This window comes from Atlantibacter sp. MEI4A-1023, assembly GCF_056155425.1.
Genome location: NZ_CM149568.1, coordinates 3,774,235 through 3,799,210 on the forward strand (window position 1 = coordinate 3,774,235; position 24,976 = coordinate 3,799,210).

23 protein-coding genes are annotated in these 24,976 nt (G+C 55.3%); 9 read left to right on the forward strand and 14 right to left on the reverse strand.

Annotated elements, in window-relative coordinates; all coding sequences use genetic code 11:
* Window positions 1-15: 15 nt before the first annotated feature.
* The 8 genes from rseP to rpsB form a co-directional block, all read right to left on the reverse strand.
* Window positions 16-1,368 carry a sigma E protease regulator RseP gene (gene rseP, locus ACVV26_RS17910; RefSeq protein WP_474798565.1) on the reverse strand — a complete coding sequence of 451 codons (1,353 nt, stop codon included), beginning with the start codon at window positions 1,366-1,368 and terminating at the stop codon, window positions 16-18.
* Window positions 1,369-1,379: 11 nt separating this feature from the next.
* Window positions 1,380-2,237: a phosphatidate cytidylyltransferase gene (gene cdsA / locus ACVV26_RS17915; RefSeq protein ID WP_312984862.1), complete on the reverse strand. Its 858-nt coding sequence runs from the start codon at window positions 2,235-2,237 to the stop codon at window positions 1,380-1,382.
* 12 nt (window positions 2,238-2,249) lie between these two features.
* On the reverse strand, window positions 2,250-3,008 hold the full coding sequence (ispU, locus tag ACVV26_RS17920) for a (2E,6E)-farnesyl-diphosphate-specific ditrans,polycis-undecaprenyl-diphosphate synthase (RefSeq protein WP_312984864.1): 759 nt from the start codon (window positions 3,006-3,008) through the stop codon (window positions 2,250-2,252).
* 188 nt (window positions 3,009-3,196) lie between these two features.
* Window positions 3,197-4,393 (reverse strand): 1-deoxy-D-xylulose-5-phosphate reductoisomerase, encoded by a 1,197-nt coding sequence (ispC, locus tag ACVV26_RS17925; RefSeq protein WP_474798566.1) that lies wholly within the window; start codon window positions 4,391-4,393, stop codon window positions 3,197-3,199.
* 126 nt (window positions 4,394-4,519) lie between these two features.
* Window positions 4,520-5,077, reverse strand: a complete 558-nt coding sequence (gene frr / locus ACVV26_RS17930) for a ribosome recycling factor (RefSeq protein ID WP_002436957.1) — start codon at window positions 5,075-5,077, stop codon at window positions 4,520-4,522.
* A gap of 169 nt (window positions 5,078-5,246) precedes the next feature.
* Complete coding sequence (gene pyrH / locus ACVV26_RS17935; protein WP_125293603.1) at window positions 5,247-5,972, reverse strand: UMP kinase; 726 nt, start codon at window positions 5,970-5,972, stop codon at window positions 5,247-5,249.
* A gap of 138 nt (window positions 5,973-6,110) precedes the next feature.
* Window positions 6,111-6,962, reverse strand: a complete 852-nt coding sequence (gene tsf, locus ACVV26_RS17940; RefSeq protein WP_008501911.1) for a translation elongation factor Ts — start codon at window positions 6,960-6,962, stop codon at window positions 6,111-6,113.
* A gap of 119 nt (window positions 6,963-7,081) precedes the next feature.
* Window positions 7,082-7,807, reverse strand: a complete 726-nt coding sequence (rpsB, locus tag ACVV26_RS17945) for a 30S ribosomal protein S2 (RefSeq protein WP_312984869.1) — start codon at window positions 7,805-7,807, stop codon at window positions 7,082-7,084.
* Between the two features lie 318 nt (window positions 7,808-8,125).
* On the opposite strand from rpsB, the gene map reads away from it, so the two are divergent.
* From map to ACVV26_RS17965, 4 genes are all read left to right on the forward strand, one after another.
* Complete coding sequence (gene map / locus ACVV26_RS17950) at window positions 8,126-8,920, forward strand: type I methionyl aminopeptidase (RefSeq protein ID WP_474798567.1); 795 nt, start codon at window positions 8,126-8,128, stop codon at window positions 8,918-8,920.
* Between the two features lie 177 nt (window positions 8,921-9,097).
* Complete coding sequence (gene glnD / locus ACVV26_RS17955; protein ID WP_474798568.1) at window positions 9,098-11,773, forward strand: bifunctional uridylyltransferase/uridylyl-removing protein GlnD; 2,676 nt, start codon at window positions 9,098-9,100, stop codon at window positions 11,771-11,773.
* Between the two features lie 31 nt (window positions 11,774-11,804).
* Entirely contained in the window at window positions 11,805-12,629 is an 825-nt protein-coding gene (gene dapD / locus ACVV26_RS17960; RefSeq protein WP_161660827.1) for a 2,3,4,5-tetrahydropyridine-2,6-dicarboxylate N-succinyltransferase, read from the forward strand.
* A gap of 108 nt (window positions 12,630-12,737) precedes the next feature.
* Window positions 12,738-13,124 carry a DUF3461 family protein gene (locus tag ACVV26_RS17965; protein WP_125293607.1) on the forward strand — a complete coding sequence of 129 codons (387 nt, stop codon included), beginning with the start codon at window positions 12,738-12,740 and terminating at the stop codon, window positions 13,122-13,124.
* Window positions 13,125-13,163: 39 nt separating this feature from the next.
* Here ACVV26_RS17965 and ACVV26_RS17970 read toward each other — a convergent pair whose 3' ends face one another.
* The 3 genes from ACVV26_RS17970 to dgt form a co-directional block, all read right to left on the reverse strand.
* Window positions 13,164-14,321 carry a CdaR family transcriptional regulator gene (locus ACVV26_RS17970; RefSeq protein ID WP_312984877.1) on the reverse strand — a complete coding sequence of 386 codons (1,158 nt, stop codon included), beginning with the start codon at window positions 14,319-14,321 and terminating at the stop codon, window positions 13,164-13,166.
* A 126-nt stretch (window positions 14,322-14,447) separates the two neighbouring features.
* A complete protein-coding gene (degP, locus tag ACVV26_RS17975) occupies window positions 14,448-15,878 on the reverse strand; it encodes a serine endoprotease DegP (RefSeq protein ID WP_474798570.1) in 1,431 nt (476 codons plus the stop codon).
* A gap of 138 nt (window positions 15,879-16,016) precedes the next feature.
* Entirely contained in the window at window positions 16,017-17,531 is a 1,515-nt protein-coding gene (dgt, locus tag ACVV26_RS17980; RefSeq protein WP_474798571.1) for a dGTPase, read from the reverse strand.
* Window positions 17,532-17,623: 92 nt separating this feature from the next.
* Here dgt and mtnN point away from each other — a divergent pair, with 92 nt between their 5' ends.
* The 3 genes from mtnN to ACVV26_RS17995 are packed head-to-tail and all read left to right on the forward strand — an operon-like array spanning window position 17,624 to window position 19,748.
* Window positions 17,624-18,322 carry a 5'-methylthioadenosine/S-adenosylhomocysteine nucleosidase gene (mtnN, locus tag ACVV26_RS17985; protein WP_312984883.1) on the forward strand — a complete coding sequence of 233 codons (699 nt, stop codon included), beginning with the start codon at window positions 17,624-17,626 and terminating at the stop codon, window positions 18,320-18,322.
* Window positions 18,315-19,118 (forward strand): vitamin B12 ABC transporter substrate-binding protein BtuF, encoded by an 804-nt coding sequence (gene btuF / locus ACVV26_RS17990; protein WP_312984885.1) that lies wholly within the window; start codon window positions 18,315-18,317, stop codon window positions 19,116-19,118. The genes mtnN and btuF overlap by 8 nt, the downstream gene beginning before the upstream one ends.
* Window positions 19,119-19,127: 9 nt before the next feature.
* Window positions 19,128-19,748 (forward strand): TRIC cation channel family protein, encoded by a 621-nt coding sequence (locus ACVV26_RS17995; RefSeq protein WP_183169486.1) that lies wholly within the window; start codon window positions 19,128-19,130, stop codon window positions 19,746-19,748.
* A 50-nt stretch (window positions 19,749-19,798) separates the two neighbouring features.
* Here ACVV26_RS17995 and erpA read toward each other — a convergent pair whose 3' ends face one another.
* Entirely contained in the window at window positions 19,799-20,143 is a 345-nt protein-coding gene (gene erpA, locus ACVV26_RS18000; RefSeq protein ID WP_125293614.1) for an iron-sulfur cluster insertion protein ErpA, read from the reverse strand.
* Between the two features lie 132 nt (window positions 20,144-20,275).
* Window positions 20,276-21,685 carry a H(+)/Cl(-) exchange transporter ClcA gene (clcA, locus tag ACVV26_RS18005; RefSeq protein ID WP_474798572.1) on the reverse strand — a complete coding sequence of 470 codons (1,410 nt, stop codon included), beginning with the start codon at window positions 21,683-21,685 and terminating at the stop codon, window positions 20,276-20,278.
* A gap of 177 nt (window positions 21,686-21,862) precedes the next feature.
* Between clcA and hemL the strand changes: the two genes are divergently transcribed.
* Window positions 21,863-23,143: a glutamate-1-semialdehyde 2,1-aminomutase gene (gene hemL, locus ACVV26_RS18010; RefSeq protein WP_474798573.1), complete on the forward strand. Its 1,281-nt coding sequence runs from the start codon at window positions 21,863-21,865 to the stop codon at window positions 23,141-23,143.
* Between the two features lie 39 nt (window positions 23,144-23,182).
* Here hemL and ACVV26_RS18015 read toward each other — a convergent pair whose 3' ends face one another.
* Window positions 23,183-23,962, reverse strand: coding sequence for an NAD(P)H-dependent oxidoreductase (locus tag ACVV26_RS18015; RefSeq protein ID WP_474798574.1), 780 nt, complete (start codon window positions 23,960-23,962; stop codon window positions 23,183-23,185).
* Window positions 23,963-24,048: 86 nt separating this feature from the next.
* Between ACVV26_RS18015 and ACVV26_RS18020 the strand changes: the two genes are divergently transcribed.
* A complete protein-coding gene (locus ACVV26_RS18020) occupies window positions 24,049-24,951 on the forward strand; it encodes a LysR family transcriptional regulator (RefSeq protein ID WP_474798575.1) in 903 nt (300 codons plus the stop codon).
* Window positions 24,952-24,976: the final 25 nt, after the last annotated feature.

Below are 24,976 nucleotides of genomic sequence, written 5' to 3' on the forward strand. Positions count from 1 at the left end.
TCCTAACCTGGCTCTCTATAACCGAGAGAAATCATTGAAAAGTGCAAGCCCCATTAACAGCACCAGCAAAATAGAGCCAATGCGATAACTAAAGTCTTGAACTCGCTCGGAAACCGGCCCGCCCTTCAGCTTCTCTATCGCTAAAAAGAGCAAATGCCCACCGTCCAAAACGGGTAACGGGAACAGATTGATTATCCCTAAGTTCACGCTAATCAGCGCTAAGAACATCAGGTAATAGATCAACCCATACTCCGCTGACATCCCTGCCCCTTGAGCAATCGAAATTGGCCCACTGAGGTTGTTCAGTTTGACATCACCGGTTATCAATTTCCCCAGCATATTGACCGTCAGCTTCATCAACTGCCAGGTTTTGTCCGTGGCTTCGATAATAGCGGCAAACGGCCCATACTGGCGCACTGTTTTATACTCTTCTGGCAGCGGGATCACTTTCGGCACCACGCCGGCAAACCCTTCTGCCTTCCCATCACCGGCTTTTGTTTCCGGGATCAGGGTTAACGACAAGGGACTCCCCTGCCGTTCAATCTCTACCACCAGCTTCTGCGCGGGGTTATCGCGCACCAACGTGACGAAAGCCATCCAGTTCGCCAGCGGCTGACCATCGACTTTAACGATCCTGTCGCCCGCTTGCAAACCCGCTTTGCTGGCAGCGGAATCCTGTTGGACTTCAGCCAGCACTGGTTCAATCTTCGGCCCGTAGGGACGAATGCCTAAAGAAGCCACCGGATCTTCTTTATCGGGCTCAAAATGCCAGTTCTTCAAATCCAGCGTTTTGTCGGTTTGTTGGTGGCTGCCAAACGGCCCTACGCCTAACTTAACGCTGTCATCGCCGATTTTTGCCACCAGTTCAAGACGAACGCTATCCCAATCAGGCGTTTCGATACCCTCAACGGATTTAAGTTCCATGCCAGGCGTAATTTGTGCCTGGGCCGCGATGGAGTTGGGTGTTATTTCGCCAATTACCGGTTTAACGCTGGGAATGCCGATCATGAAAACCAACCAGTAAGCGAAGATAGCAAACAGGAAGTTCGCTATCGGACCTGCTGCGATAATCGCTGCGCGCTGACCGACGGTTTTGTTGTTGAAAGCCTGGTGGCGCATTTCCGGAATAACCGTTTCAACGCGCTCATCCAGCATTTTGACATATCCCCCGAGAGGGATAACGGCAATAACGTATTCTGTGCCCTGGCGGTCGGTACGGCGCCACAGGGCTTTACCGAAGCCGATAGAGAAGCGTTCAACACGTACGCCCGCTTTGCGAGCCACCCAGAAATGACCAAACTCATGCACGGTAATCAGAACACCCAGTGCGATGATGAAAGCGGCCAAATTCCAGAGAATGCTCAGCATAGATTATTCCGTTAAATCGTTCTGAAAACTAACAGCATCAGACACGCGAACACCGGTACGGCAGCCGTCAGGCTATCAATACGATCGAGAATACCGCCGTGGCCGGGGATCAGATTTCCACTGTCTTTAATCCCGGCTTCGCGCTTGAACATGCTTTCCGTTAAATCGCCCAATACCGAAGCCAGCGCGGCAACCACCGAGCAGATAAGCAGGGTAGACAGCGTGACTTCAAGATTGAACACCATGCCGTAAATCCAGGAGATCACCGCTGCAGTAAACAGCCCGCCGATAAAGCCTTGCCAGGTTTTCCCCGGGGAAACTTTGGGTGCAAGCTTATGTTTGCCGAACAATTTACCAAACATATACGCGCCGGAATCCGCACCCCATACCAGGATCATCACGTACAGTAGCCATACTGCGCCATAGTAATGATTGGTATCGTAATGCCAGCCGCGCAACGCCACCATACCCCAGAAGAAAGGCACGATGGTCATTAATCCGAAAGCGAGTCGCAAGGCTTTAGAGTTACGCCAGAAGGCGGCAGAGGCTGGATAAAAAAGCACCAACAGTAAAGCAGCAACCCACCAGAAAAGCGAAAGCCACAAGGAACCCTGTACCACCGCGAGGTCGACCCCATGGGAATACTCAGGCAGTGTGAACAACATCAATGAAAGCAAGAGGCCACAAAGCACCGCTAGCCATACCCGTTGCGTACGGTTAACAAACCCGCTCAGTTGCCCCCACTCCCATGCCGCCAGCATGCACACCACCAGCGTGGTGATAGCAAAGCCAATCAGCGGCAATAAGAAAAGTGCGGCAATGACGACCGGAATTAAAATGAAAGCAGAAATCAGGCGATACTTCAGCAAAAGCTACCCCCATCAGGCTTCATTGTCACCGGACACAGTCCCACCAAACCGACGCTCACGATTGGCAAAGGCATTCAATGCACCTTCAAAGTCTTGTTCATCAAAATCAGGCCAAAGAACATCGGTAAAATAAAGTTCCGCATAGGCAATCTGCCAAATCAGAAAGTTACTGATACGATGCTCTCCCCCTGTCCTAATCACTAAATCAACGGGAGCCAGCTCATGCATGCAGATCTGCTCGCTGAGCAAATCCTCACTAATCTGATCGGGGCGTAACAGCCCTTCCTGCACTTGCTCAGCTAAACGCTGCACTCCCTGAATAATATCCCAACGTCCGCCATAATTCGCGGCGATGTTGAGCGTAAGGCCGGTATTTTTACTGGTTAAGGCTTCGGCTTTATGAATTCGCTCTTGCAAACGGGTGTTGAATCGACGGGTATCGCCAATAATGCGCAGGCGAACGTTATGACGATGTAAGTTCTTCACTTCACTGTCTAACGCCCAGACAAAAAGCTCCATCAAGGCGCTCACTTCCTGAGCCGGTCGATTCCAGTTTTCACTGCTGAATGCATACAGAGTCAGCGCATCGATACCATGATTCGCAGCAAACGAAACGGCGCGGCGAACCGACTTCGCCCCCGCTTTATGGCCAAAGGCGCGGATTTTTCCTTGCCGTTTCGCCCAGCGCCCGTTGCCATCCATAATAATAGCGACGTGGCGGGCCCCTGAAGCAGGCAGATTTTCGTTTACTGGTTGATTCGCAGACAACATAACGCGTTCTTATTTCCCGATAAGGAGTAAACGGTACTCAGAAATACTGAAGCCTCTACACAAAAACGCCGTGTTTACCACGGCGAACCCGGCCTTTACAGCCTTTTACCCCCTATTAGGGTGGCGCAGACTATATCACTGAAGCCAGACGCTAACAAATAGCACGGCCTTTGTGGGATGAATAATCATCAGCTTGCGAAGCGCATCACTTCCTGATGCGCAACCTTGCGCGCTTCCTCATCAACGCTTAATACCGCGTCCACCGAGGTGGGTTCTGACAACGCCATCATGCCCAAAACCTGGGCGTTAAGCGCAGCGATGTCAGTGAAGCGAATCTGCTGTTCGAGGAAAGCCTGCACGGTAATTTCATTCGCGGCGTTCAGGGCGGTGGTTGCCGCCTGGCCTTGCTCAAATGCATCCATCGCCAGTTTTAAGCACGGGTAACGCTGGTAGTCAGGCTCAATGAAACTTAACGGGCCCGCTTTGCAGAAATCCAACGGTTTCACGCCGGAACTGACGCGCGCCGGCCAGGCCATGGTATGGGCGATAGGGGTGCGCATATCCGGTTCCCCCAGTTGTGCAAGCACGCTGCCATCCACGTAGCGAACCATCGAATGAATCACAGACTGCGGATGGATCAGCACTTCCATACGGCTGGCTGGCGCATTGAATAACCAGCGGGCTTCAATATATTCGAGACCTTTGTTCATCATCGTGGCGGAATCAACGGAGATTTTACGCCCCATTGACCAGTTCGGATGCCGACAGGCTTGATCCGGCGTCATACCTGCCAGTTCAGCCAGTGCGGTTTCGCGAAAAGGCCCGCCCGACCCGGTAAGGATAATCGACGAAATGCCATTTTCCTCAAGGTCAGCGTACCCCAGCTGGCGCTGGATTGTTTCCGGTAAACTCTGAAAAATGGCGTTATGCTCGCTGTCTACCGGCAGAAGGCGGGCGCCGCTCTGCTTAACGGCATCCATGAACAATCGGCCACAGGTAACGAGCGATTCTTTATTCGCCAATAAGATCGCTTTACCGGCACGGATCGCCGCCAGCGTGGGCAATAATCCCGCCGCGCCGACAATCGCCGCCATCACCTGATCGACGTCATCGAGCGCGGCCATATCGCAGGCCGCCTGCCGCCCGGACAGCACCTCGGTCGCACTCCCCTTCTCACGCAGCAACGATTTCAGCGCCATCGCGCTGGCGTCATCATCCATTACCGCAAAGCGCGGGGTGAATTCCAGGCACTGCTCGGCCATACGCGTTACGTTTTTACCCGCCACCAGCGCGGTAACGGCAAACTGTTGTGGATTGTGGCGAACAACGTCAAGAGTGCTGCAACCGATAGATCCGGTAGAGCCAAGAATGGTCAAATGCTTCATCAGGCGCTCGGTGAGGAAAAGGGAAAAGTCATCACGCGTTTTAGGCGTGGATTAAATGCAAAACGCCGTAAGAAAACACCGCTAAGCGGCTTTCCTGTACGGCGTTCACATTCGCAAGGCGAGAAATTAGAACTGCATTAGCTCAGTTTCTTTCTCTGCCAGCGCGGCATCTACTTTCTTGATAGCGGCATCAGTAGCTTTCTGAACGTCGTCCTGGGAACGGCGATCGTCGTCTTCACTGATCTCTTTATCTTTCAGCAGCGCTTTCACTTTATCGTTGGCGTCACGACGCACGTTACGTACCGCAACACGCGCCTGCTCGGCTTCGCCGCGCACCACTTTAATCAGGTCTTTACGACGCTCTTCGGTCAGCGGAGGCAACGGAACACGGATATCAGAACCTGCAGAACTTGGATTCAGACCGAGGTCAGACGCCATAATCGCTTTCTCAACTGCAGGCCCCATTGAACGATCAAAAACGTTGATCTTCAGTGTACGGGTGTCTTCTACAGTAACGCTCGCCAGCTGACGCAAAGGCGTTGGCGTGCCGTAGTATTCTACGATGATACCATCCAGCAGGCTTGGGGAAGCACGGCCAGTACGGATTTTGCTGATTTGGTTTTTGAATGCTTCGACGCATTTTTCCATACGCACTTCAGCATCTTTTTTGATTTCGCTAATCACGTTACGAGTCCTTGAAAACTGATAGTTGGGCAGGCCACACACGCTCGCCTGACGACGTGAAACGCAGTGTGATAAGTATAGCCCGATTAATTCATGGCACCCGGCAGATAATCCGCCAACTGAACCGACAATGAAACGGAATTTTACCCGGAATTGTCGCTTACGGAAATTATTCCGTGATTAATGTGCCTTCTTTTTCGCCCATCACCACCCGGCGCAGCGCGCCCGGCTTGTTCATATTGAACACGCGGATTGGCATTTTGTGGTCACGGGCCAGCGTAAACGCTGCTAAATCCATGACTTTCAGTTCTTTTTCCAGCACTTCCTGATAGCTCAACTGATCGTACAGAGTCGCCGCTGGATCTTTCATCGGGTCGGCGGAGAACACGCCGTCCACTTTGGTGGCTTTCAGTACCACATCGGCTTCGATTTCGATGCCGCGTAGGCAGGCTGCGGAGTCGGTGGTAAAGAACGGATTGCCGGTGCCCGCAGACAGGATCACCACGCGGTTGTTGCGCAACAGGCTGATGGCTTCCGCCCAGCTGTAATTATCGCATACGCCGTTCAGCGGAATGGCGGACATCAGGCGCGCGTTAACATAGGCGCGGTGCAGCGCGTCGCGCATCGCCAGGCCATTCATCACAGTCGCCAACATACCCATATGATCGCCAACCACACGGTTCATGCCCGCTTTCGCCAGCCCTGCTCCACGGAACAGGTTACCGCCGCCGATCACCACACCGACCTGGACGCCGAGCTCAACCAGCTCTTTAACTTCCTGCGCCATGCGATCCAGTATGCTCGCATCAATACCGAAGCCCTCTGCCCCTTGCAGTGCTTCGCCACTCAGCTTGAGCAGAATGCGTTTATAGACGGGTTTTGCATTGGTAGCCATGTTTCTTTCCTGGAACTGTCAACGAATGGGATGGTTTGGAGGCGACATGATATGCCGCTTTTCAGTTCGCGCGCATTGGGAGCAAACTGAATATTCTACTGATAAAACAGAGCCGCCCTCAGGCGGCTCCTTACTGCATTAAGACTGCTTGGACATTGCAGCAACTTCTGCTGCGAAGTCAGTTTCAACTTTCTCGATGCCTTCGCCCACTTCAAAGCGGATGAAGCCAGTTACGTCAGCGTTGTGCTCTTTCAGCAGCTGGGCAACGGATTTGCTCGGATCCATAACGAAAGGCTGGCCAGTCAGAGAAACTTCGCCGGTGAATTTCTTCATGCGGCCTTCAACCATTTTCTCTGCGATTTCTTTCGGCTTGCCAGACTGCATGGCGATGTCCAGCTGAACCTGGTACTCTTTTTCTACCACTTCAGCAGACACGTCTTCCGGCTTAACGAATTCCGGCTTGCTTGCAGCGATGTGCATAGCCAGCTGTTTAACCAGCTCTTCGTCAGCGCCTTTAGCAGCAACCAGAACGCCGATACGCGCGCCGTGCTGGTAAGAACCCAGAACGTCGCCTTCCAGGGAAGCAACGCGACGGATGTTGATGTTCTCACCGATTTTAGCAACCAGGGCAACACGCTCTTCTTCGAACTGTGCTTTCAGAACTTCAACGTCAGTGATTTTGCCTGCAACCGCTGCGTCCAGAACTTTGTTCGCGAACGCCTGGAAACCACCGTCTTTAGCAACGAAGTCAGTCTGGCAGTTAACTTCCAGAATGATACCGTAGTTGCCGTCGATCTTAGTGATGATCACGCCGTCAGCGGCAACGTTACCTGCTTTTTTCGCCGCTTTGATCGCGCCGGATTTACGCATGTTTTCGATTGCCAGCTCGATGTCGCCGTTAGCTTCAGTCAGCGCTTTTTTGCAATCCATCATGCCTGCGCCAGTACGCTCACGCAGCTCTTTTACCAGGGATGCGGTAATTTCAGCCATTCTAAAATCCTCGGGAGATTTGATTTACCCGGCGGCTAACGCCAGGCAAATATAAAAGAGAAAAAGGGGCCATAAAAAGGCCCCTATCTATACACGGTCAAATAAGGGCTAAAACCTTATTATTCAGCTTCTACAAAGCTTTCTTCAGCCTGAGAAGCCAGGTCCTGAGAGCGTGCTTCGCGAACGGTAGTCGCTACAGCGTTCAGGTACAGGGTAACAGCACGGATCGCATCGTCGTTACCCGGGATAACGAAATCAACGCCATCCGGATCGGAGTTGGTATCAACGATAGCAAATACCGGGATACCCAGGTTGTTTGCTTCTTTGATAGCGATGTGTTCGTGGTCAGCATCGATAACAAACAGAGCGTCCGGCAGGCCACCCATGTCTTTAATACCGCCCAGGCTGTTTTCCAGTTTTTCCAGCTCACGGGTGCGCATCAGCGCTTCTTTCTTGGTCAGCTTTTCGAAAGTACCGTCCTGAGACTGAGTTTCCAGATCTTTCAGGCGCTTGATGGACTGACGAACGGTTTTCCAGTTAGTCAGCATGCCACCCAACCAGCGGTGGTTTACGAAGAACTGGTCGCAGCTTTCGGCAGCTTCTTTCACAGCTTCGCTTGCAGCGCGTTTAGTACCAACGAACAGGATTTTGCCTTTGCGAGCAGCAATTTTGTTCAGCTCAGCCAGGGCGTCGTTGAACATCGGTACAGTTTGCTCAAGGTTGATGATGTGAACTTTGTTACGCGCACCGAAGATGAACGGCTTCATTTTCGGGTTCCAGTAACGGGTCTGGTGACCGAAGTGAACACCAGCCTTGAGCATGTCGCGCATGGAAACAGTTGCCATGTTTAAAACCTCTATATAAAAGTTGGGGTTATGCCTCCACGTATCCCATATTACCGACCCCGAAGGGCACCCCGGAATATGTGCCGATACGTGTGTGTTGTTACACATAGTGAGAGTGTCGCTTCTGCGCCGCAGCGTGTAGTAAATGCGGAACAGAAGTCCGGCGCGCTTTATACCATAAAACCCGTTAAGACACCAACAGTAGTTCACGCTGCGTTAGTCCCGATAAACTGAATTTGGCTCAACCCAGCCGCCCTGTTAACATTGCTATTACTTGCATAATTCTTGTCGATGCAACGACAACAGCGGACTTTATTCATGGCTATTTCTATTAAAACCCCTGACGAAATCGAAAAAATGCGCATCGCCGGCCGCCTCGCCGCCGAGGTGCTGGAGATGATCGAACCTCACGTTAAGCCAGGGATCAGTACCGGCGAACTCGACCGGATCTGCAACGATTATATCGTCAACACCCAAAATGCGGTTTCCGCGTGCCTCGATTACCACGGTTTTCCGAAATCGGTCTGTATCTCGATTAACGAAGTGGTGTGCCACGGCATTCCCGACGATGAAAAAGTGCTAAAAGACGGCGACATCGTCAACATCGACGTTACCGTGATCAAAGATGAATACCACGGCGACACCTCAAAAATGTTTATCGTCGGCAAACCGACCATTCTGGGCGAGCGCCTGTGCCGCGTCACCCAGGAGAGCCTCTACCTGGCGCTGCGCATGGTGAAACCGGGCATTCGTCTGCGCACCCTTGGCGCGGCGATCCAAAAATTCGTCGAAGCGGAGGGTTTCTCCGTGGTGCGCGAATATTGCGGTCACGGCATTGGCCGCGTGTTCCATGAAGAGCCGCAGGTGCTGCACTATGATGCTGACGACGGCGGCGTGGTATTGCAGGCCGGCATGACGTTTACTATCGAACCGATGGTTAACGCGGGCGATTACCGCATTCGGACGATGAAAGATGGCTGGACGGTGAAAACCAAAGACCGCAGCCTGTCAGCACAATATGAGCACACGATTGTGGTGACCGACACCGGTTGTGAGATCCTGACGCTGCGTAAGGATGACACTATCCCAGCCGTGCTGACCGCCGACGCGTAAGCGCACAAAAATGGCCCTGTTTCAGGGCCATTTTTTTATCTTTAACCCCGTATTCCGCCGTTGCCCTCGCCCATCACAAAATGATCCTTTCTATTTTCGCGTAACTTTTTTACTTTGTTGTCATAGACCCGGGTTCATTGAACCCTTGGGCAAACTTATTTTCTTTAGGGTGGCGCCATGAGTAATACCTTACCTGAACCCTTTGTCAGCACCATTATCCCCACCCTGCCCGGTCAGCCTGATAACCCTGGCGTCTGGCCGCAGGCGGACCTGCACTGCCAGGCCATCAAAGCGCATATCGATGAATTCCAGCAGTGGTTGGCAAGCGCCTTCGACAGCGGGCTATCCGCAGAAACGCTGATTGAGGCGCGTACTGAATTCATTGACCAGTTGCTACAGCGCCTGTGGATTGAATACGGTTTCGGCGAACTGAGCGAAGCGGCGTTAGTCGCGGTGGGCGGCTACGGGCGCGGCGAACTGCATCCTTTATCCGATATCGATTTGCTGATCCTGAGCCGCAAGCGGTTAAGCGAGGCGCAGTCGCAGAAAGTCGGCGAGCTACTGACCCTGCTATGGGACGTAAAACTGGAAGTAGGTCACAGCGTGCGCACCCTTGAAGAGTGCCTGCTGGAAGGGCTGTCCGATCTCACCGTCGCCACTAATCTGATTGAATCCCGGCTGTTAACCGGCGACGTGGCGCTGTTTCTTGAACTTCATAAGCATATCTTTTCAGAAGGGTTCTGGCCTTCCGAGCGCTTTTTTGCCGCCAAAGTCGACGAGCAGCAGGAGCGCCACAAACGCTACCACAGCACCAGCTACAACCTTGAGCCCGACATTAAAAGCAGCCCTGGCGGCCTGCGCGATATCCACACCTTACAGTGGGTGGCGCGGCGGCACTTCGGCGCGACGTCGCTTAGCGAAATGGTTGGCTTCGGCTTTTTGACCGAGGCCGAGCGCAACGAGCTGGATGAGTGCCAACACGTGCTGTGGCGCATTCGCTTCGCGCTGCATCTGGAACTCAATCGCTATGACAACCGCCTGCTGTTCGATCGCCAGCTGAGCGTGGCCCAGCGTCTGCACTATCAGGGCGACGGCAATGAGCCTGTCGAGCAGATGATGAAAGATTTTTACCGGGTAACGCGCCGGGTCGGCGAGTTGAACCATATGCTGTTGCAGCTGTTTGATGAGGCAATTCTGGCGCTGCCCGCCGATGAAAAGCCGCGTCCGCTGGATGATGATTTCCAGTTACGCGGCACGCTTATCGATCTGCGTGATGAAAGCCTGTTTATCCGCGAGCCGCAGGCCATCTTGCGGATGTTCTATGCCATGGTGCGCAACCGCGATATCACCGGCATTTACTCCACCACACTGCGCCATCTGCGCCACGCGCGCCGTCATTTAACGGAGCCGCTGTGTTATATCCCCGAGGCGCGCAGCCTGTTTTTATCGATGCTGCGCCATCCGGGCGCGGTGAGCCGTGGACTACTGCCAATGCACCGCCACAGCGTGCTCGGCGCCTATATGCCCCAGTGGTCGCATATCGTCGGCCAGATGCAGTTTGATCTGTTCCACGCCTATACGGTGGATGAACACACCATCCGGGTGATGCAAAAACTGGAAAGCTTCGCGCTGGAAGCGACGCGCCAGAAGCATCCTTTATGCGTGGAGCTCTGGCCGCGCCTGACGCACCCGGAACTGATCCTGATCGCCGCGCTGTTCCACGATATCGCCAAAGGCCGCGGCGGCGACCATTCGGTACTGGGCGCGCAGGACGTGCTGAAGTTTGCCGAACTTCATGGCCTGAACTCGCGGGAAACGCAACTGGTGGCGTGGCTGGTACGTCATCATCTGCTGATGTCGGTTACCGCCCAGCGCCGGGATATTCAGGATCCGGAAGTGATCAAGCAATTTGCCGAAGAGGTACAAACCGAAAACCGTCTGCGCTTCCTGGTTTGCCTGACGGTGGCGGATATTTGCGCCACCAACGAAACCCTGTGGAACAGCTGGAAGCAAAGCCTGCTGCGCGAACTCTATTTCGCCACTGAAAAACAACTGCGGCGCGGGATGCAGAACACGCCGGATATGCGCGAGCGGGTGCGCCATCACCAGCTTCAGGCGCTGGCGCTGCTGCGCATGGATAATATTGATGAAGAGGCGCTGCACCGCATCTGGGCTCGCTGCCGGGCCAACTACTTTGTTCGCCACAGCCCAAACCAGCTTGCCTGGCACGCGCGCCACCTGTTGCAACACGATCTCAGCAAGCCGTTAATCCTGCTGAGCCCGCAGGCCACGCGCGGCGGCACCGAAATATTCATCTGGAGCCCGGACCGTCCTTATCTGTTTGCCGCCGTCTGTGCGGAACTCGACCGGCGCAACCTCAGCGTGCACGACGCGCAGATCTTCACCACCCGCGACGGCATGGCGATGGATACCTTTATTGTGCTGGAGCCGGACGGCAAACCGCTGGCGGCAGATCGCCACGAAGCGATTCGCTACGGCCTGGAGCAGGCGATTACCCAGCGTACCTGGCATCCACCGCAGCCACGTCGCCAGGCGGCCAAATTGCGCCACTTTACCGTGGATACCGAGGTTAATTTTCTGCCGACCCATACCGACCGAAAATCGTTTCTGGAATTGATCGCCCTCGATCAGCCAGGGCTTCTGGCGCGCGTCGGCCAGGTGTTCGCGGACCTGGGAATTTCGCTTCACGGGGCGAGAATTACGACAATTGGCGAGCGAGTAGAAGATTTATTTATAATCGCGAATGCGGACCGGCGTGCCCTTAATAATGCCCTGCAGCAAGAGGTGCAACAACGGTTGACAGCCGCCCTCAATCCAAACGATAAAGGGTAACGAATTTTTTTACGCAATATGGATAGAGACAATGCAGCAGTTACAAAACGTTATTGAAGCCGCTTTCGAGCGTCGCGCCGACATCACACCCGCGAATGTGGATACCGTAACCCGTGAAGCGGTGAACCAAGTGATCGCGCTTCTTGACTCCGGCGCGCTGCGCGTGGCGGAGAAGATCGACGGTCAGTGGGTGACGCATCAATGGCTGAAAAAAGCGGTGCTGCTTTCTTTCCGCATCAATGACAACCAGGTGATCGACGGCGCGGAAAGCCGCTACTTTGATAAAGTACCGATGAAATTCGCGGATTACGACCAGGCGCGTTTCCAGAAAGAAGGTTTCCGCGTGGTGCCGCCCGCTGCGGTGCGCCAGGGCGCGTTTATTGCCCGCAACACCGTGCTGATGCCGTCTTATGTCAACATCGGGGCGTATGTGGATGAAGGCACGATGGTAGACACCTGGGCGACTGTGGGCTCTTGCGCGCAGATCGGTAAAAACGTTCACCTGTCCGGTGGCGTGGGCATCGGCGGCGTACTGGAGCCTTTACAGGCCAACCCGACCATCATCGAAGACAACTGCTTTATCGGCGCGCGTTCAGAAGTAGTAGAAGGCGTGATCGTGGAAGAAGGTTCAGTGATTTCCATGGGCGTGTACATCGGCCAGAGCACCCGTATTTACGACCGTGAAACCGGCGAAGTGCATTATGGCCGCGTACCGGCGGGCTCCGTGGTGGTTTCCGGCAACCTGCCTTCGAAAGACGGCAAATACAGCCTATACTGTGCGGTAATCGTCAAAAAAGTCGATGCCAAAACGCGCGGCAAAGTGGGCATTAATGAGCTGCTTCGCACTATCGACTAAAGATGAATAAAAAAGGCGGGATAACCCGCCTTTTTTGTACCCGGTTGTGGCATTAACGGATTATTTCATTAATTATTTCTGGGTTAATGTTTCGCTAAGGATACCGCTATGTACGATAATCTGAAGAGTCTGGGGATCACCAATCCTGAAGAGATTGACCGGTACAGCCTCCGGCAGGAAGCCAACAACGACATCCTGAAAATCTACTTTCGTAAGGATAAAGGCGAGTTTTTTGCCAAGAGCGTGAAGTTTAAATATCCACGCCAGCGCAAAACCGTGGTGGCTGATGGCGTAGGGCAAGGTTACAAAGAAGTACAGGAGATCAGCCCAAATCTGCGTTACGTGATCGATGAGCTGGATCAGATCTGCATGCGCGACCGTACTGAAGTGGATTTAAAACGTAAGATCCTCGACGATTTGCGTCATCTCGAAAGCGTGGTTACCAATAAGATCAACGAAATCGAAGCCGATCTGGAAAAACTCACCCGTAAATAATTCTCTCAGGGCGGGCTCTCCCCCGCCCTGCTTTCTTGTCTAGCGCTGCTCATCAAGCTGTAACGCAATATACAGCAGCAGCCTGTCGTCAAAATTCCCCAAATCCAGCCCGGTCAGTTCCGATATCCGGTTCAGGCGATATTCCAGGGTATTACGGTGGATAAACAGCGCCTTTGAGGTCGCCAGCGGCTGCACATTGTGGCGAAACCACGCGGTCAATGTACGGCGCAGCAGGCCATTGTTGTCCATCGCTTTCAGCTTGACCAGCGGGCGCGCCAGCTCGTTGGCCTGCCAGCCGCCGCGCAAACTGTCCAATAGCACCGGCAGCATCAAATCTTGATAGAAATAGCTGCGCACATCAGGCATACGCTGTTTGCCGACCATCATGGTGGTGCGCGCGGTACGCCAGGAGCGTGCAATGCTGCCTGGCCCGGTAAAGTAGTTACCGAGCGCCACGCGAAACCGCAAATGCCCGCTCTCTTTCATCCGGGCGATAAGCTGCTCAACGCGGCGGCGGTGGTCTTCCGCATCCCAGCGGCCAAACGCATTCAGCGCAGGCTTCAGCACCACCATTTCGGTTAGCGAGACGATGGCTACCAGGTTATTGCGTTCAGGCGTAGTTAGCGCGGTTTGCAACTGTTGCAGTTCCGCCATCGCGCTGTCGACGCCGAGCTGCCCGCTGTCCACTTCGACGACAGCAACCACGCGCGGCTGATTCAGATCGATGCCTAAACGCTGTGCCCATTCCATCAGCGCCGGGGTGTGCTCTTCCGTCTGGATCAGGTTCATTACCAGCTCTTCGCGCAGACGCGTATCCTGCGCCAGCATGTGCATCAGACGGGACTGCTCGAGCATCATCTCCGCCGTCATACACACCAGCTCGCCGTACTTGCGCAAATGCACCGGATCGCCCGTCAGGCCGATCACACCGACGATTTCACCTTCAATACGCAGCGGCAGGTTAATCCCCTGGCGCACGCCGTGCAGGCTGCGGGCCACCGCATCGTCAATGTCTACCACGCGGCCCTGCGAAAGCACCAGCAGCGCGCCTTCGTGCAATTCACCAATACGCTCCTGGTCGCCGCTGCCGATAATCCGTCCCCGGGCATCCATAACGTTGATATTGGTATCAATGATCCGCATCGTGCGTGACACGATATCCTGCGCCATTTTGGTATCAAGATGCCAACCCGCCATTGTGCCCCCTCCTCATATCAATGATTCAGAATAAGGCACAAAAAAAACCCGCGCATTGGGCAATTGCACAATGCGCGGGGTCAGACTATGGAGTTGTGGGAAGGGTCACAAAAAACCCTTCAACAATTACTGCATCAGCAGGTAAAGCGTGGTATCGCCGCGTTTCACGTTCAGCGCCAGTACAGACGGCTTGCTGTCGAGAATTTTGCGCAGTTCAGCGATGTTTTTCACCGGCTGCTGGTTAGCGCCCAGAATGACATCGCCTTTTTTCAGGCCGATACGCGCCGCCTGAGAACCGGTTTTCACGCTATTCACCACCACGCCCGCGTTGCTTCCGGTCTGGTTGCTCATCTCCGCGCCTTCAATCCCGTTGAAGATGGAAGAAGAGTCGACCTGATTCTGGCTGCTCTGCTGGAGTTCCAGCGTCACTGACGTCGGCTTGCCGTCGCGCAGCAGGCCCAGGGTGAGTTTGCTGCCCACCGGCATGGTGCCGACCTGGGCACGCAGCGCCGCAAAGCTGTTAATGGGCTTATCGTTCAGCGAGACGATTACGTCGCCCGCTTTCACGCCCGCTTTCGCCGCAGAAGAGTTTGGCATTACCTGGCTGACGAATGCGCCGCGCTGGGCGTCAACTTTCATCGCTTTCGCCAGTTCGGAGTTCAGCTCAGTCCCCATAATGCCCAGTTCGCCGCGGCGTACCTGGCCATATTCCACCATCTGGCTGGTCAGGTTTTTCACCATATTGCTCGGGATGGCGAAGCCGATACCGATGTTGCCGCCGTCCGGCGCGAGGATCGCGGTGTTAATCCCGATCAGTTCGCCGTTCAGGTTGACCAGCGCACCGCCGGAGTTACCCCGGTTAATCGCCGCATCGGTCTGGATAAAGTTTTCGTAGTTTTCAGCGTTCAGGCCGCTACGGCCCAGCGCCGACACAATCCCGGACGTTACGGTTTCCCCCAGGCCGAACGGGTTGCCGATCGCCACGGTATAGTCACCGACACGCAGGGCATCAGAATCGGCCAGTTTAATCGCTGTCAGATTTTTCGGATCCTGGATTTGGATCAGCGCGATATCAGAGCGCGGGTCTTTACCAACCATTTTGGCGTCCAGCTTACGGCCATCGCTAAGCTGCACTTTAATGCTGGTGGCATTATCCACCACGTGGTTATTGGTCACCACATAGCCTTTAGCGGCATCAATAATTACCCCGGAACCCAGCGCCATAAATTTCTGCTGCTGGCCGCCTTGCGGACCGGCACCGCCGCCCTGACAGAACGGCGAGCTCTGGAACGGCGAACCGTCCTGGCAGAACGGGGAATCATCGCCAAAGAACTGCTGGAAGTTACGCGGCAGACGCGGATTGTTTACCGCTGTCGTTCCTTCCACATTAATGCTCACCACTGAAGGCATGACTTTTTCAAGCATCGGCGCCAGGCTTGGCATCGGTTGAACAACCGGTGCCGCCGAAGCGGTTTCAGCAGCGACAGCGGAGACAGGACCCAGCGCCAGGCCCATGCTCAGAGCCAGCGCACTCAATGCTAACGTGGTTTTCTTCATCTGTTTCATTCTCAATTAATTAGTCAGGCAAAATTGCTGTGATCGTGACTATCAGAGTGATTTTAGCGCGTGAAGTTCCACGCCTGAATTTCTTGAAAAGTAAAAATTTATTGGTCGTCTTTACAAAACTTTCGGATATTATTCTACCGCCATCAGCTTACGGTATTCATCCCATGCATAAAGATCGGTCATACCACTAATATAATCCTGGATAAGACGGCAGCGATAATAATATTCCCAAATCGGAAAATCAGCATCATTACGATTAACGTGGCTCATCGCCTCAATATAGGCCAGGCGGTGCCGACCCGACAACTTATGAAATAGCCGGGTTTCAATAGGTAACCGTCGCCCATTGGCCTCTTCCACTAATAGCCGGAAGTCGTCCGCGCCCAGCAGCAACAGCGGCTGATATATATCTAACAGCCCTTTAATCACCCTGTAACCCTGTAATTCGAGCTGTTCAACATCAGGATGGCTAAATACATGGCGAATCGCGACGTTTTTATAAAGTTTCAGAAGACGGCTATATGGGCTGTCATCTTCCAGCAGCGCGTGATTAAAACAGCCGGGGAAAATGGTCGGCAAATTATCAATAAAACGCTGGGCGGCGTAAGGCACCAGTTTATTCAGCGTATTCACCCGTAAATACATAAAAAACTGATCTTCAACGCTGCGCTGCATGGAATTGGTCATCGATTTATCCCAGGCGTTTTGCACCACCTGGGCAAACAGATCGCCGGGTTGGTGGTCGCCCCAGGCATCGCGCAAATGCTGGTAAAGCTGTTCGGCGCTGAAGATGCGTTTCTCTACTGCATCTTCTAAATCCGCCACGCAGTAAGAGATGTCGTCAGCGGCTTCCATAATCCACGTCAATGGAAAGCGGCAATAGTCGTCCAGTGAGAGTTCTTTACGTAACCGTACAATGTACTCTTCTTCCGAGAGGTAAAAGCCCGGTTTTTTCATTAAGTAACTGTGGCTTTCCGGCGTGGGGCCGGTAAACCACGCCGGGCGGGTATATTTTAAAATGCCGCCAACCTGCGCCCAAGTCAGGTTCATGCGCAGCAGCGTGTGCACCAGACGAATGCCCTGTGCGTTGCCTTCAAACTGGCAGATGTCATTACGCACCTTGCGCCGCAGCGTATTGAGCGCTTCTTCGCCTTCATGCAATTGCAGCACCGCCACCTGGCAGCGATCGCCGCTGAGCGGCTGGCTGGTAGCATCGGCAGGCACCAGGCGCTGGCGAAACCAGTCGTTAATCGCCGCTTCGCCAAAATGCCCGAACGGCGGATTGCCGATGTCATGCATCAGACAGGACATTTCAACAATACTTTCGAACGGGCCGGTGAGTTCATCAAGCCCATATTCCGCCAGCAGCCTGCGCTCCTTCAGGCGGCTGAGTACCTCTTTGGCGATATAGCGTCCCACCTGTTGGACTTCCATGGAATGGGTCAAACGGGTGCGCACCGCAGCGTTGCGCTCAAGGGGAAAGACCTGGGTTTTCTGCTGGAGACGGCGAATGGCGGGAGAGTTGACGATGCGTCCGCGGTCGCTTTCAAAAATGCGCACAATCTCATGCTCGCTTTTCACGCCCTGTGGCGAGCGGTAGCGGCGACGCCAGTTAATCTTATTGCGAAAGTCGAACTCAGCCATAAGCCCTCCAGCTCTTAATCAGAAGCGAATTATTTCCCTGTCATTGCCATGATAGACTATGCCCCTGAATCTAACATTTAGCGAGTATCTCTATGAAAGCAGGCATCATTGGCGCAATGGAAGAAGAAGTTACCCTTCTGCGCGACAAAATCGAAAACCGTCAAACGCTGAACATTGCCGGTTGCGAAATTTATACCGGAACCTTAAACGGAACCGACGTGGCGCTGCTGAAATCGGGAATTGGTAAAGTTGCGGCGGCGATGGGCGCAACCCTGCTGCTGGAACACTGCAAACCCGACGTCATTATCAATACCGGTTCCGCAGGCGGCCTGGCGTCGACCCTGAAAGTGGGCGATATCGTGGTGTCTGAAGATGTGCGCTACCACGACGCCGATGTTACCGCGTTCGGCTACGAATACGGCCAGTTGCCGGGCTGCCCGGCAGGCTTTAAAGCCGATGAGAAACTGATTGCCGCAGCCGAAGCCTGCATTCAGAAACTGGACCTTCACGCGGTGCGCGGCCTGGTGGTAAGCGGTGATGCGTTTATTAACGGCGCGGAAAACCTGGCGAAAATCCGCCAGCATTTCCCGAATGCCATTGCGGTAGAAATGGAAGCCACCGCCGTGGCGCACGTTTGCCACAACTTCGGAGTGCCGTTTGTGGTGGTACGCGCCATTTCCGACGTGGCCGATCAGGAGTCCCACCTCAGCTTTGACGAGTTCCTGACGGTGGCGGCGAAGCAGTCCAGCCTGATGGTTGAAACGCTGCTCCAACAGCTCCAGCATGGCTAAGCTAAAACGCTTCGGGGCGCTGTGCGCCCTTTTCCTCTTCCCGGCGTGGCTGTTTGCCGCGCCGCGTGTGATCACCCTGTCACCCGGCAACACCGAACTGGCATTTGCCGCGGGGATCACGCCGATTGCCGTCAGCAACTATTCCGATTACCCGGAGGCTGCCAAAAAGCTTGAGCAGGTCGCCAACTGGCAGGGCATGAATTTCGAGCGCATCGTGGCGCTGAAACCGGATTTGGTCGTCGCCTGGCGCGGCGGTAATCCTGAACGCCAGGTTAACCAGCTTAACGCGCTGGGCATCGAGGTACTGTGGCTCGACCCGCTGACCGTGGAGGATATTGTCGCCGCGCTGCGCAAGCTGGCAACGTGGAGCCCGGCGCCAGAGCAGGCCAACGCCGCTGCCGATAAGCTCGAACAGGAATTTGCCGCCCTGCGAAAACAGTATGCTGACAAACCGAAAACCCGCGTTTTTATGCAGTTCGGCGACCATCCGCTGTTTACCTCCGGTAAATCCTCCTTGCAAAACCAGATCCTGGAAGTGTGTGGTGGTGAAAATATCTTCGCCGACAGCCGCGTCCCCTGGCCGCAGGTGAGCCGTGAACAGGTACTAATGCGTAAACCGCAGGCCATCGTGGTGGCCGGGGAACAGCGCAATATCCCAAAAACATCGCAATTTTGGCATGACCAGCTCAAAGTTCCGGTTATTGCCCTTCACGACGACTGGTTTGAACGGTCAGGCCCGCGTATCATCCTCGCCGCAAAACAGCTCTGCCAGGCGATGGCGGAAACAACGAACTGAGGGTGAGCAATGCTGGTCTATTGGCTGGATATCATTGGTACTGCCGTTTTTGCTATTTCAGGGGTTTTACTGGCCGGTAAGCTGCGGATGGATCCGTTTGGCGTACTGGTGCTGGGCGTCGTCACGGCCGTAGGCGGAGGCACCATCCGCGATATGGCCCTCGCCCACGGCCCGGTGTTTTGGGTTAAAGATCCCACCGACCTGGTGGTGGCGATGGTGACCTGTATGTTGACCATTGTGCTGGTGCGCCAGCCGCGCCGCCTGCCGAAATGGGTGCTGCCGGTGCTGGACGCCGTCGGGCTGGCGGTATTTGTCGGTATCGGGGTGAACAAAGCCTTTATGGCCGGAACCGGCCCGCTGGTGGCGGTGTGTATGGGCGTGCTGACCGGCGTGGGCGGCGGGATTATTCGCGACGTGCTGGCCCGCGAAGTGCCGATGATCCTGCGTACCGAAATCTACGCTACCGCCTGCATTATCGGCGGCATCGTTCATGCCAACGCTTTCTATCTGTTTGGCATGCCGTTAGAGCAGGCCAGTATGGTGGGGATGGTGGTGACGCTGACGATCCGCCTGGCGGCGATCCGCTGGCATTTAAAACTGCCGACGTTTGCGCTGGATGACCGCGCCTGAAAACAAAAAAGCCGTGATGCAATCACGGCTTTTTTTATCGACGTTACGGCTTAGATGCTGAATGAAGAACCGCAGCCGCAGGTGCTGGTGGCGTTCGGGTTAGTCACCACAAAGCGGGAACCTTCCAGACCTTCGGTGTAATCCACCGCGCCGCCCACCAGATATTGCAGGCTCATCGGATCAACCACCAGCGCGACACCCTGTTTCTCAATGGTCATGTCACCTTCGTTGATCTGGTCATCAAAGGTAAAACCATACTGGAAGCCGCTGCAACCACCACCGGTGATATATACACGCAGTTTCAGGTTCGGGTTCTCTTCATCGGCAACCAGGCTTTTTACTTTATTGGCTGCTGCATCGGTAAATTGCAGAGGCAGCGCTACGTCATCACTCATTATTTGCTCCCATTGATACGGCGATTCGGGTAATTAACCGAATCCTGGAGGCGGTCCCGGAACAGAAACGGCCAGAAGTATGACGGATATCACCCAATCTTTTGGTCATTATCTAATACCCTGGTAAATCGTTCAAGTATTCTCCGGTCGTGCGGCCTGCTGCTGCTCCGCTTCCTGTTTGGCTAATGTCCGCGCCAGGATAGTGGAATAGAGCGGCTTGCCGCCCAGGAACTGCGCCAGCAGTGTGGCACCCAGGCAGGTAATAATCATTGGCAATATGAGCTGATAATTGTCGGTCATTTCCAGAACCAGCACGATACCGGTCAGCGGCGCGCGCACCGAGGCGGCGAACAGTGCCCCCATTCCGGCGATGGCAAAAGTGCCTGGCTCCAGTTGCCACGCCGGGAACCAGGCGATACAGGCCATGCCGAACGCGGTACCCAGCAGCGTCCCCAGCGCCAGCATCGGGGCGAAAATTCCGCCCGGCGCGCCAGAAGAAAAACACAGCACCGTGGTGATGATACGAGTGATAAAGATAAACAGCAGCATCCCAACGGTAAAATTGCCCGCCGCAGCAATCGGGATCAAATTAAAGCCGCCCCCCGCCGCGCTGGGATCGATAAGCCCCAGCACGCCGCAAAGCCCGCCGATCGTCCCACCGATTAACACCCACTTCGTGATATTCCCACCATGGATTTTGGCAAACATATCCTGCGCCTTCAGCACCAGCGCGTTAAACAGCGGCCCGACAATGCCAAAAATCATCCCCAGCACCAGATACAGCCACAGGGTATGAATCGGCGCGTTGGAGAGTTGTCCCACATCGATGATTGCCGCTTCGCCGTTGAACACCCGGAACACAATGCTCGACATAATCACGCCGGTGAATACCGCTTTAATCGAGATCAGGCTGTAGCGAAACTGCGGGCGCATCTCTTCGATGATAAACAGAATGCCCGCCAGCGGCGCGTTAAAGGCGGCGGAAAGGCCTGCCGCCGCGCCGGTTGCCAGTAAGGTATGGCGTGCCTCTGCGCTGCGCATGCGGAAAACATCCAGCACCATGCGCCCGATATTGCCGCCAATCTGCACCGTCGGCCCTTCGCGCCCCAGCACCATGCCCGCGCCCAGCGTTCCCATCCCGCCGAAAAATTTCACCGGTAGCACGCGCCACCAGCGCACCGGGCGTAATTCTTCCATCGCGCCTTCGATTTCCGGGATGCCCGAGCCGCCCGCCTCCGGCGCAAAACGGCGCACCAGCCAGTAACCGAACATCGCTAACAGCGCCGAGACGATAAACGCCAGCGGCCAGACCAGCCATTCGCGGTCCGCCGTGCTGGCCAGCAGCATCATGCGATTTAGCTGGACCCATTCCACGGCTTTATCAAATGCCACGCCTGCCAGGCCGGTGAGCGTGCCTACAACCGCGGCCATTAACAGGATGGCGACGGGCGTTTTATCGCGATTGAGTAATTGCCGGATCCGCTCGCGGCGCGTCAGGCGGACAAACTGCTGTACTTCAAACGAGGAGTTTTCAGAATTCATACATCATCATTTTTAGGTAGATTTTTTACGCGCGGCATTTTACTCGCCCTGAACCCAGACGTCGCGAGGAAAATCCCTTCGAATTATGATGCTTTAATCGGGCAAAACTTTTATTACCTTCCGTGGATCCCTTAGAATAGCCCCTTGTTACCCATTCCACGAATCAGGAGCCGATTCATGAGTAAGTCTGAACATCTCTACGCTGCCGCACGCGAGCTTATCCCTGGCGGGGTTAATTCACCGGTACGCGCATTTACCGGCGTAGGGGGAACACCACTTTTCATTGAGCGCGCCGACGGGGCGTACCTGTATGACGCCGACGGAAAAGCCTATATCGACTACGTGGGCTCCTGGGGTCCGATGGTGCTGGGACATAACCACCCCGCCATCCGTAACGCGGTGATCGAAGCCGCCCAGCGTGGTTTAAGCTTTGGCGCGCCCACCGAGATGGAAGTCAAAATGGCGCAGCTGGTCACCGAACTGGTGCCGACGATGGATATGGTGCGAATGGTGAACTCCGGCACCGAAGCCACCATGAGTGCAATCCGCCTGGCGCGCGGTTACACCCATCGCGACAAGATCATCAAATTCGAAGGCTGCTACCACGGCCACGCCGATTGTCTGTTAGTGAAAGCGGGCTCCGGCGCGCTGACGCTCGGCCAGCCGAACTCACCAGGCGTGCCGGCGGATTTCGCCAAACATACCCTGACCTGCACCTACAACGATCTCGCTTCGGTGCGCGAGGCGTTTGAGCAGTATCCGCAGGACATCGCCTGCATCATCGTCGAGCCGGTCGCGGGCAATATGAACTGTATCCCGCCGCAGCCGGACTTCCTGCCGGGCCTGCGCGCGCTGTGCGATGAATTCGGCGCGCTGCTGATTATTGATGAAGTGATGACCGGCTTCCGCGTGGCGCTGGCTGGCGCGCAGTCTTATTACGGCGTGGAGCCGGATCTGACCTGCCTGGGTAAAATCATCGGCGGCGGTATGCCGGTGGGCGCGTTCGGCGGACGCCGTGAAATCATGGAAGCCCTGGCGCCGACCGGCCCGGTTTACCAGGCGGGTACACTGTCCGGCAACCCGATCGCCATGGCGGCGGGTTACGCCTGCCTGACCGAGGTGGCCCAGCCGGGTATTCACGCTACCCTGACCGACCTGACCACTCGTCTGGCGGAAGGCCTGCGCGAAGCGGCGCAGGAGGCGGGTATTCCGCTGGTGGTGAACCATGTCGGCGGGATGTTCGGCCTGTTCTTTACCGATGCGCCGAGCGTGACCTGCTATCAGGACGTGTTGGGCTGCGACGTTGAGCGCTTTAAGCGTTTCTTCCATTTGATGCTGGAAGAAGGCGTGTATCTGGCACCGTCGGCGTTTGAAGCGGGTTTTATGTCCGTGGCGCACAGTGAAGAAGATATTGATAACACCCTCGACGCGGCGCGCCAGGTGTTTGCCAAACTGTAATACTCAGGCCCGCGCTATCCGGCGCGGGCCGCTTTCCCTTCAGCGTTGCAGATGAACCCTAAATCCGCTCTCCCCTTCCGCCAGTTCCGGCCTCAGGATTAACGACGGGATCTGATAATCACCAAAGTTCTGGCGACGAAACGGCAGCGGCGTGGTTTGCTCCAGGGTTTTCATCCGCGCGTCCAGTTTTTCGCACTCTTCCTGAAAGCGCTGTTCATCCATCTTATGGGCGCGATAAATCACGTGCGGCGGCAGAACGTCGAAACCCGGATACCACAGCATCCCGTGGTGGATGGGGAACAGAATGCCATCAATATCGCCGTTAATGCCGCGCGGGTGGTAATGGCTCTCCCAACCGCCAGTTGTGACCACCAACATGGCGCGCTTGCCGGTCATGTTGCCTTCGCCATAGCGGTCGCCCCAGTGACTATCGGAGTGTTCGCCCACGCCATAGGCAAAACCGTAAGCGTACACACGCTCAAACCAGCCCTTCATAATGGCAGGCATGGTGAACCACCACAGCGGGAACTGAAAAATCACTGTATCCGCCCAATGCAGTTTCTCCTGCTCGCGGGTGATATCCGGGGTCTGTAATCCCTGCTCGTAACCGGTCCGCGAATCCTCCGCTGGATCGAACGGCTTGCCCTGGCGATCGAGAGGAAAGTCTGCCGCATCCAGCGAGGCCTTCCAGTTCATGGCATACAGATCGGAAACCTGCACCTGATGGCCCAGCGCGGTAAGCTGCCCGACCATCACGTTTTTTAGTGCGCCATTGAGCGAATGGGGTTCCGGGTGGGCATAGACAATCAATACGTTCATAACTCTGTCTCCTGATGAAAAGTGACGCCAGCATCGCTCATCGTCAGGTATAGTGAAAATGAATAGCCTTAATATCAGGTATAGCGATGAACAATCTCAGCGGTCTGGATCTGAATTTGCTGCTGACGCTGGATGCGCTGCTGACTGAGCAAAACGTCACCCGCGCGGCGACGCGTCTGCATCTTTCACAACCCTCGGTCAGCGTACAGTTAGCTAAACTCCGCGAATCGTTAGGCGATCCGCTACTGCTGCCGGGGCCGCGCGGAATGCGCCCCACCGCGCGGGCCGACGCGCTACGGGAACCGTTGCGCCAGGCGCTTCAGGCACTGGATCACGCCATCGCCTCGCCGCTGCCTTTCGATCCTGCTCAGGCGGCGCTCACCTGGCATATCGCCGCATCGGATTACAGCGAATATTCAGTATTACTGCCCGTGCTGGATAGGTTACGTAACGCCGCGCCGCACTGTCGTCTGGCGCTGCTGGAGGTGCCCTCGACCCGGCTTTCCGCCGCGATGGAGCATGACAAACTCGATCTGGCGATTTTCACCCGTACCGGCGCGCCGCCGGAACTGCGCAGCCGCTTGCTGTTCTATGAAAATTACCGGCTGGTGTGCCGCCACGATCACCCCGAACTGCAACACGCACCGGATCTGGCGCAGTTTTGCCAACTGGAACATGTGATCGTTTCGCCCGATGGCGGCGGATTTGTCGGCAGCACCGACGAGGCGCTGGCGGCGTTAGGGCTGTCGCGTAAGGTCGTACTGTCCGTACCGCACTTCAGCTTTGTCAGCGCCGTGCTGAGCCGTACTAATCTGGTGGCGCTGTTGCCGGAACGGCTGGTGCGCGACGATCCGGCGCTGCGCGTACTGGACGCGCCAATTGAAATTGCCGGGTTTGAGAAGATGATGCTGTGGCCGGAGCGGATGCACCGCGACCCGGCGCACCAGTGGCTGCGCGAATTTATCGCCAGTGCGGTTCCGGCAGAATAAGACCCCTTTCAGGGCGAAAGAGGCC

Bases quoted from the DNA above. Each gene is read 5' to 3' on its own strand.
- rseP (WP_474798565.1), bottom strand. From the start codon at position 1,368: ATGCTGAGCATTCTCTGGAATTTGGCCGCTTTCATCATCGCACTGGGT.
- ispU (WP_312984864.1), bottom strand. From the start codon at position 3,008: ATGTTGTCTGCGAATCAACCAGTAAACGAAAATCTGCCTGCTTCAGGG.
- ispC (WP_474798566.1), bottom strand. From the start codon at position 4,393: ATGAAGCATTTGACCATTCTTGGCTCTACCGGATCTATCGGTTGCAGC.
- pyrH (WP_125293603.1), bottom strand. From the start codon at position 5,972: ATGGCTACCAATGCAAAACCCGTCTATAAACGCATTCTGCTCAAGCTG.
- tsf (WP_008501911.1), bottom strand. From the start codon at position 6,962: ATGGCTGAAATTACCGCATCCCTGGTAAAAGAGCTGCGTGAGCGTACT.
- rpsB (WP_312984869.1), bottom strand. From the start codon at position 7,807: ATGGCAACTGTTTCCATGCGCGACATGCTCAAGGCTGGTGTTCACTTC.
- map (WP_474798567.1), top strand. From the start codon at position 8,126: ATGGCTATTTCTATTAAAACCCCTGACGAAATCGAAAAAATGCGCATC.
- glnD (WP_474798568.1), top strand. From the start codon at position 9,098: ATGAGTAATACCTTACCTGAACCCTTTGTCAGCACCATTATCCCCACC.
- dapD (WP_161660827.1), top strand. From the start codon at position 11,805: ATGCAGCAGTTACAAAACGTTATTGAAGCCGCTTTCGAGCGTCGCGCC.
- ACVV26_RS17965 (WP_125293607.1), top strand. From the start codon at position 12,738: ATGTACGATAATCTGAAGAGTCTGGGGATCACCAATCCTGAAGAGATT.
- ACVV26_RS17970 (WP_312984877.1), bottom strand. From the start codon at position 14,321: ATGGCGGGTTGGCATCTTGATACCAAAATGGCGCAGGATATCGTGTCA.
- degP (WP_474798570.1), bottom strand. From the start codon at position 15,878: ATGAAGAAAACCACGTTAGCATTGAGTGCGCTGGCTCTGAGCATGGGC.
- dgt (WP_474798571.1), bottom strand. From the start codon at position 17,531: ATGGCTGAGTTCGACTTTCGCAATAAGATTAACTGGCGTCGCCGCTAC.
- mtnN (WP_312984883.1), top strand. From the start codon at position 17,624: ATGAAAGCAGGCATCATTGGCGCAATGGAAGAAGAAGTTACCCTTCTG.
- btuF (WP_312984885.1), top strand. From the start codon at position 18,315: ATGGCTAAGCTAAAACGCTTCGGGGCGCTGTGCGCCCTTTTCCTCTTC.
- ACVV26_RS17995 (WP_183169486.1), top strand. From the start codon at position 19,128: ATGCTGGTCTATTGGCTGGATATCATTGGTACTGCCGTTTTTGCTATT.
- erpA (WP_125293614.1), bottom strand. From the start codon at position 20,143: ATGAGTGATGACGTAGCGCTGCCTCTGCAATTTACCGATGCAGCAGCC.
- clcA (WP_474798572.1), bottom strand. From the start codon at position 21,685: ATGAATTCTGAAAACTCCTCGTTTGAAGTACAGCAGTTTGTCCGCCTG.
- hemL (WP_474798573.1), top strand. From the start codon at position 21,863: ATGAGTAAGTCTGAACATCTCTACGCTGCCGCACGCGAGCTTATCCCT.
- ACVV26_RS18015 (WP_474798574.1), bottom strand. From the start codon at position 23,962: ATGAACGTATTGATTGTCTATGCCCACCCGGAACCCCATTCGCTCAAT.
- ACVV26_RS18020 (WP_474798575.1), top strand. From the start codon at position 24,049: ATGAACAATCTCAGCGGTCTGGATCTGAATTTGCTGCTGACGCTGGAT.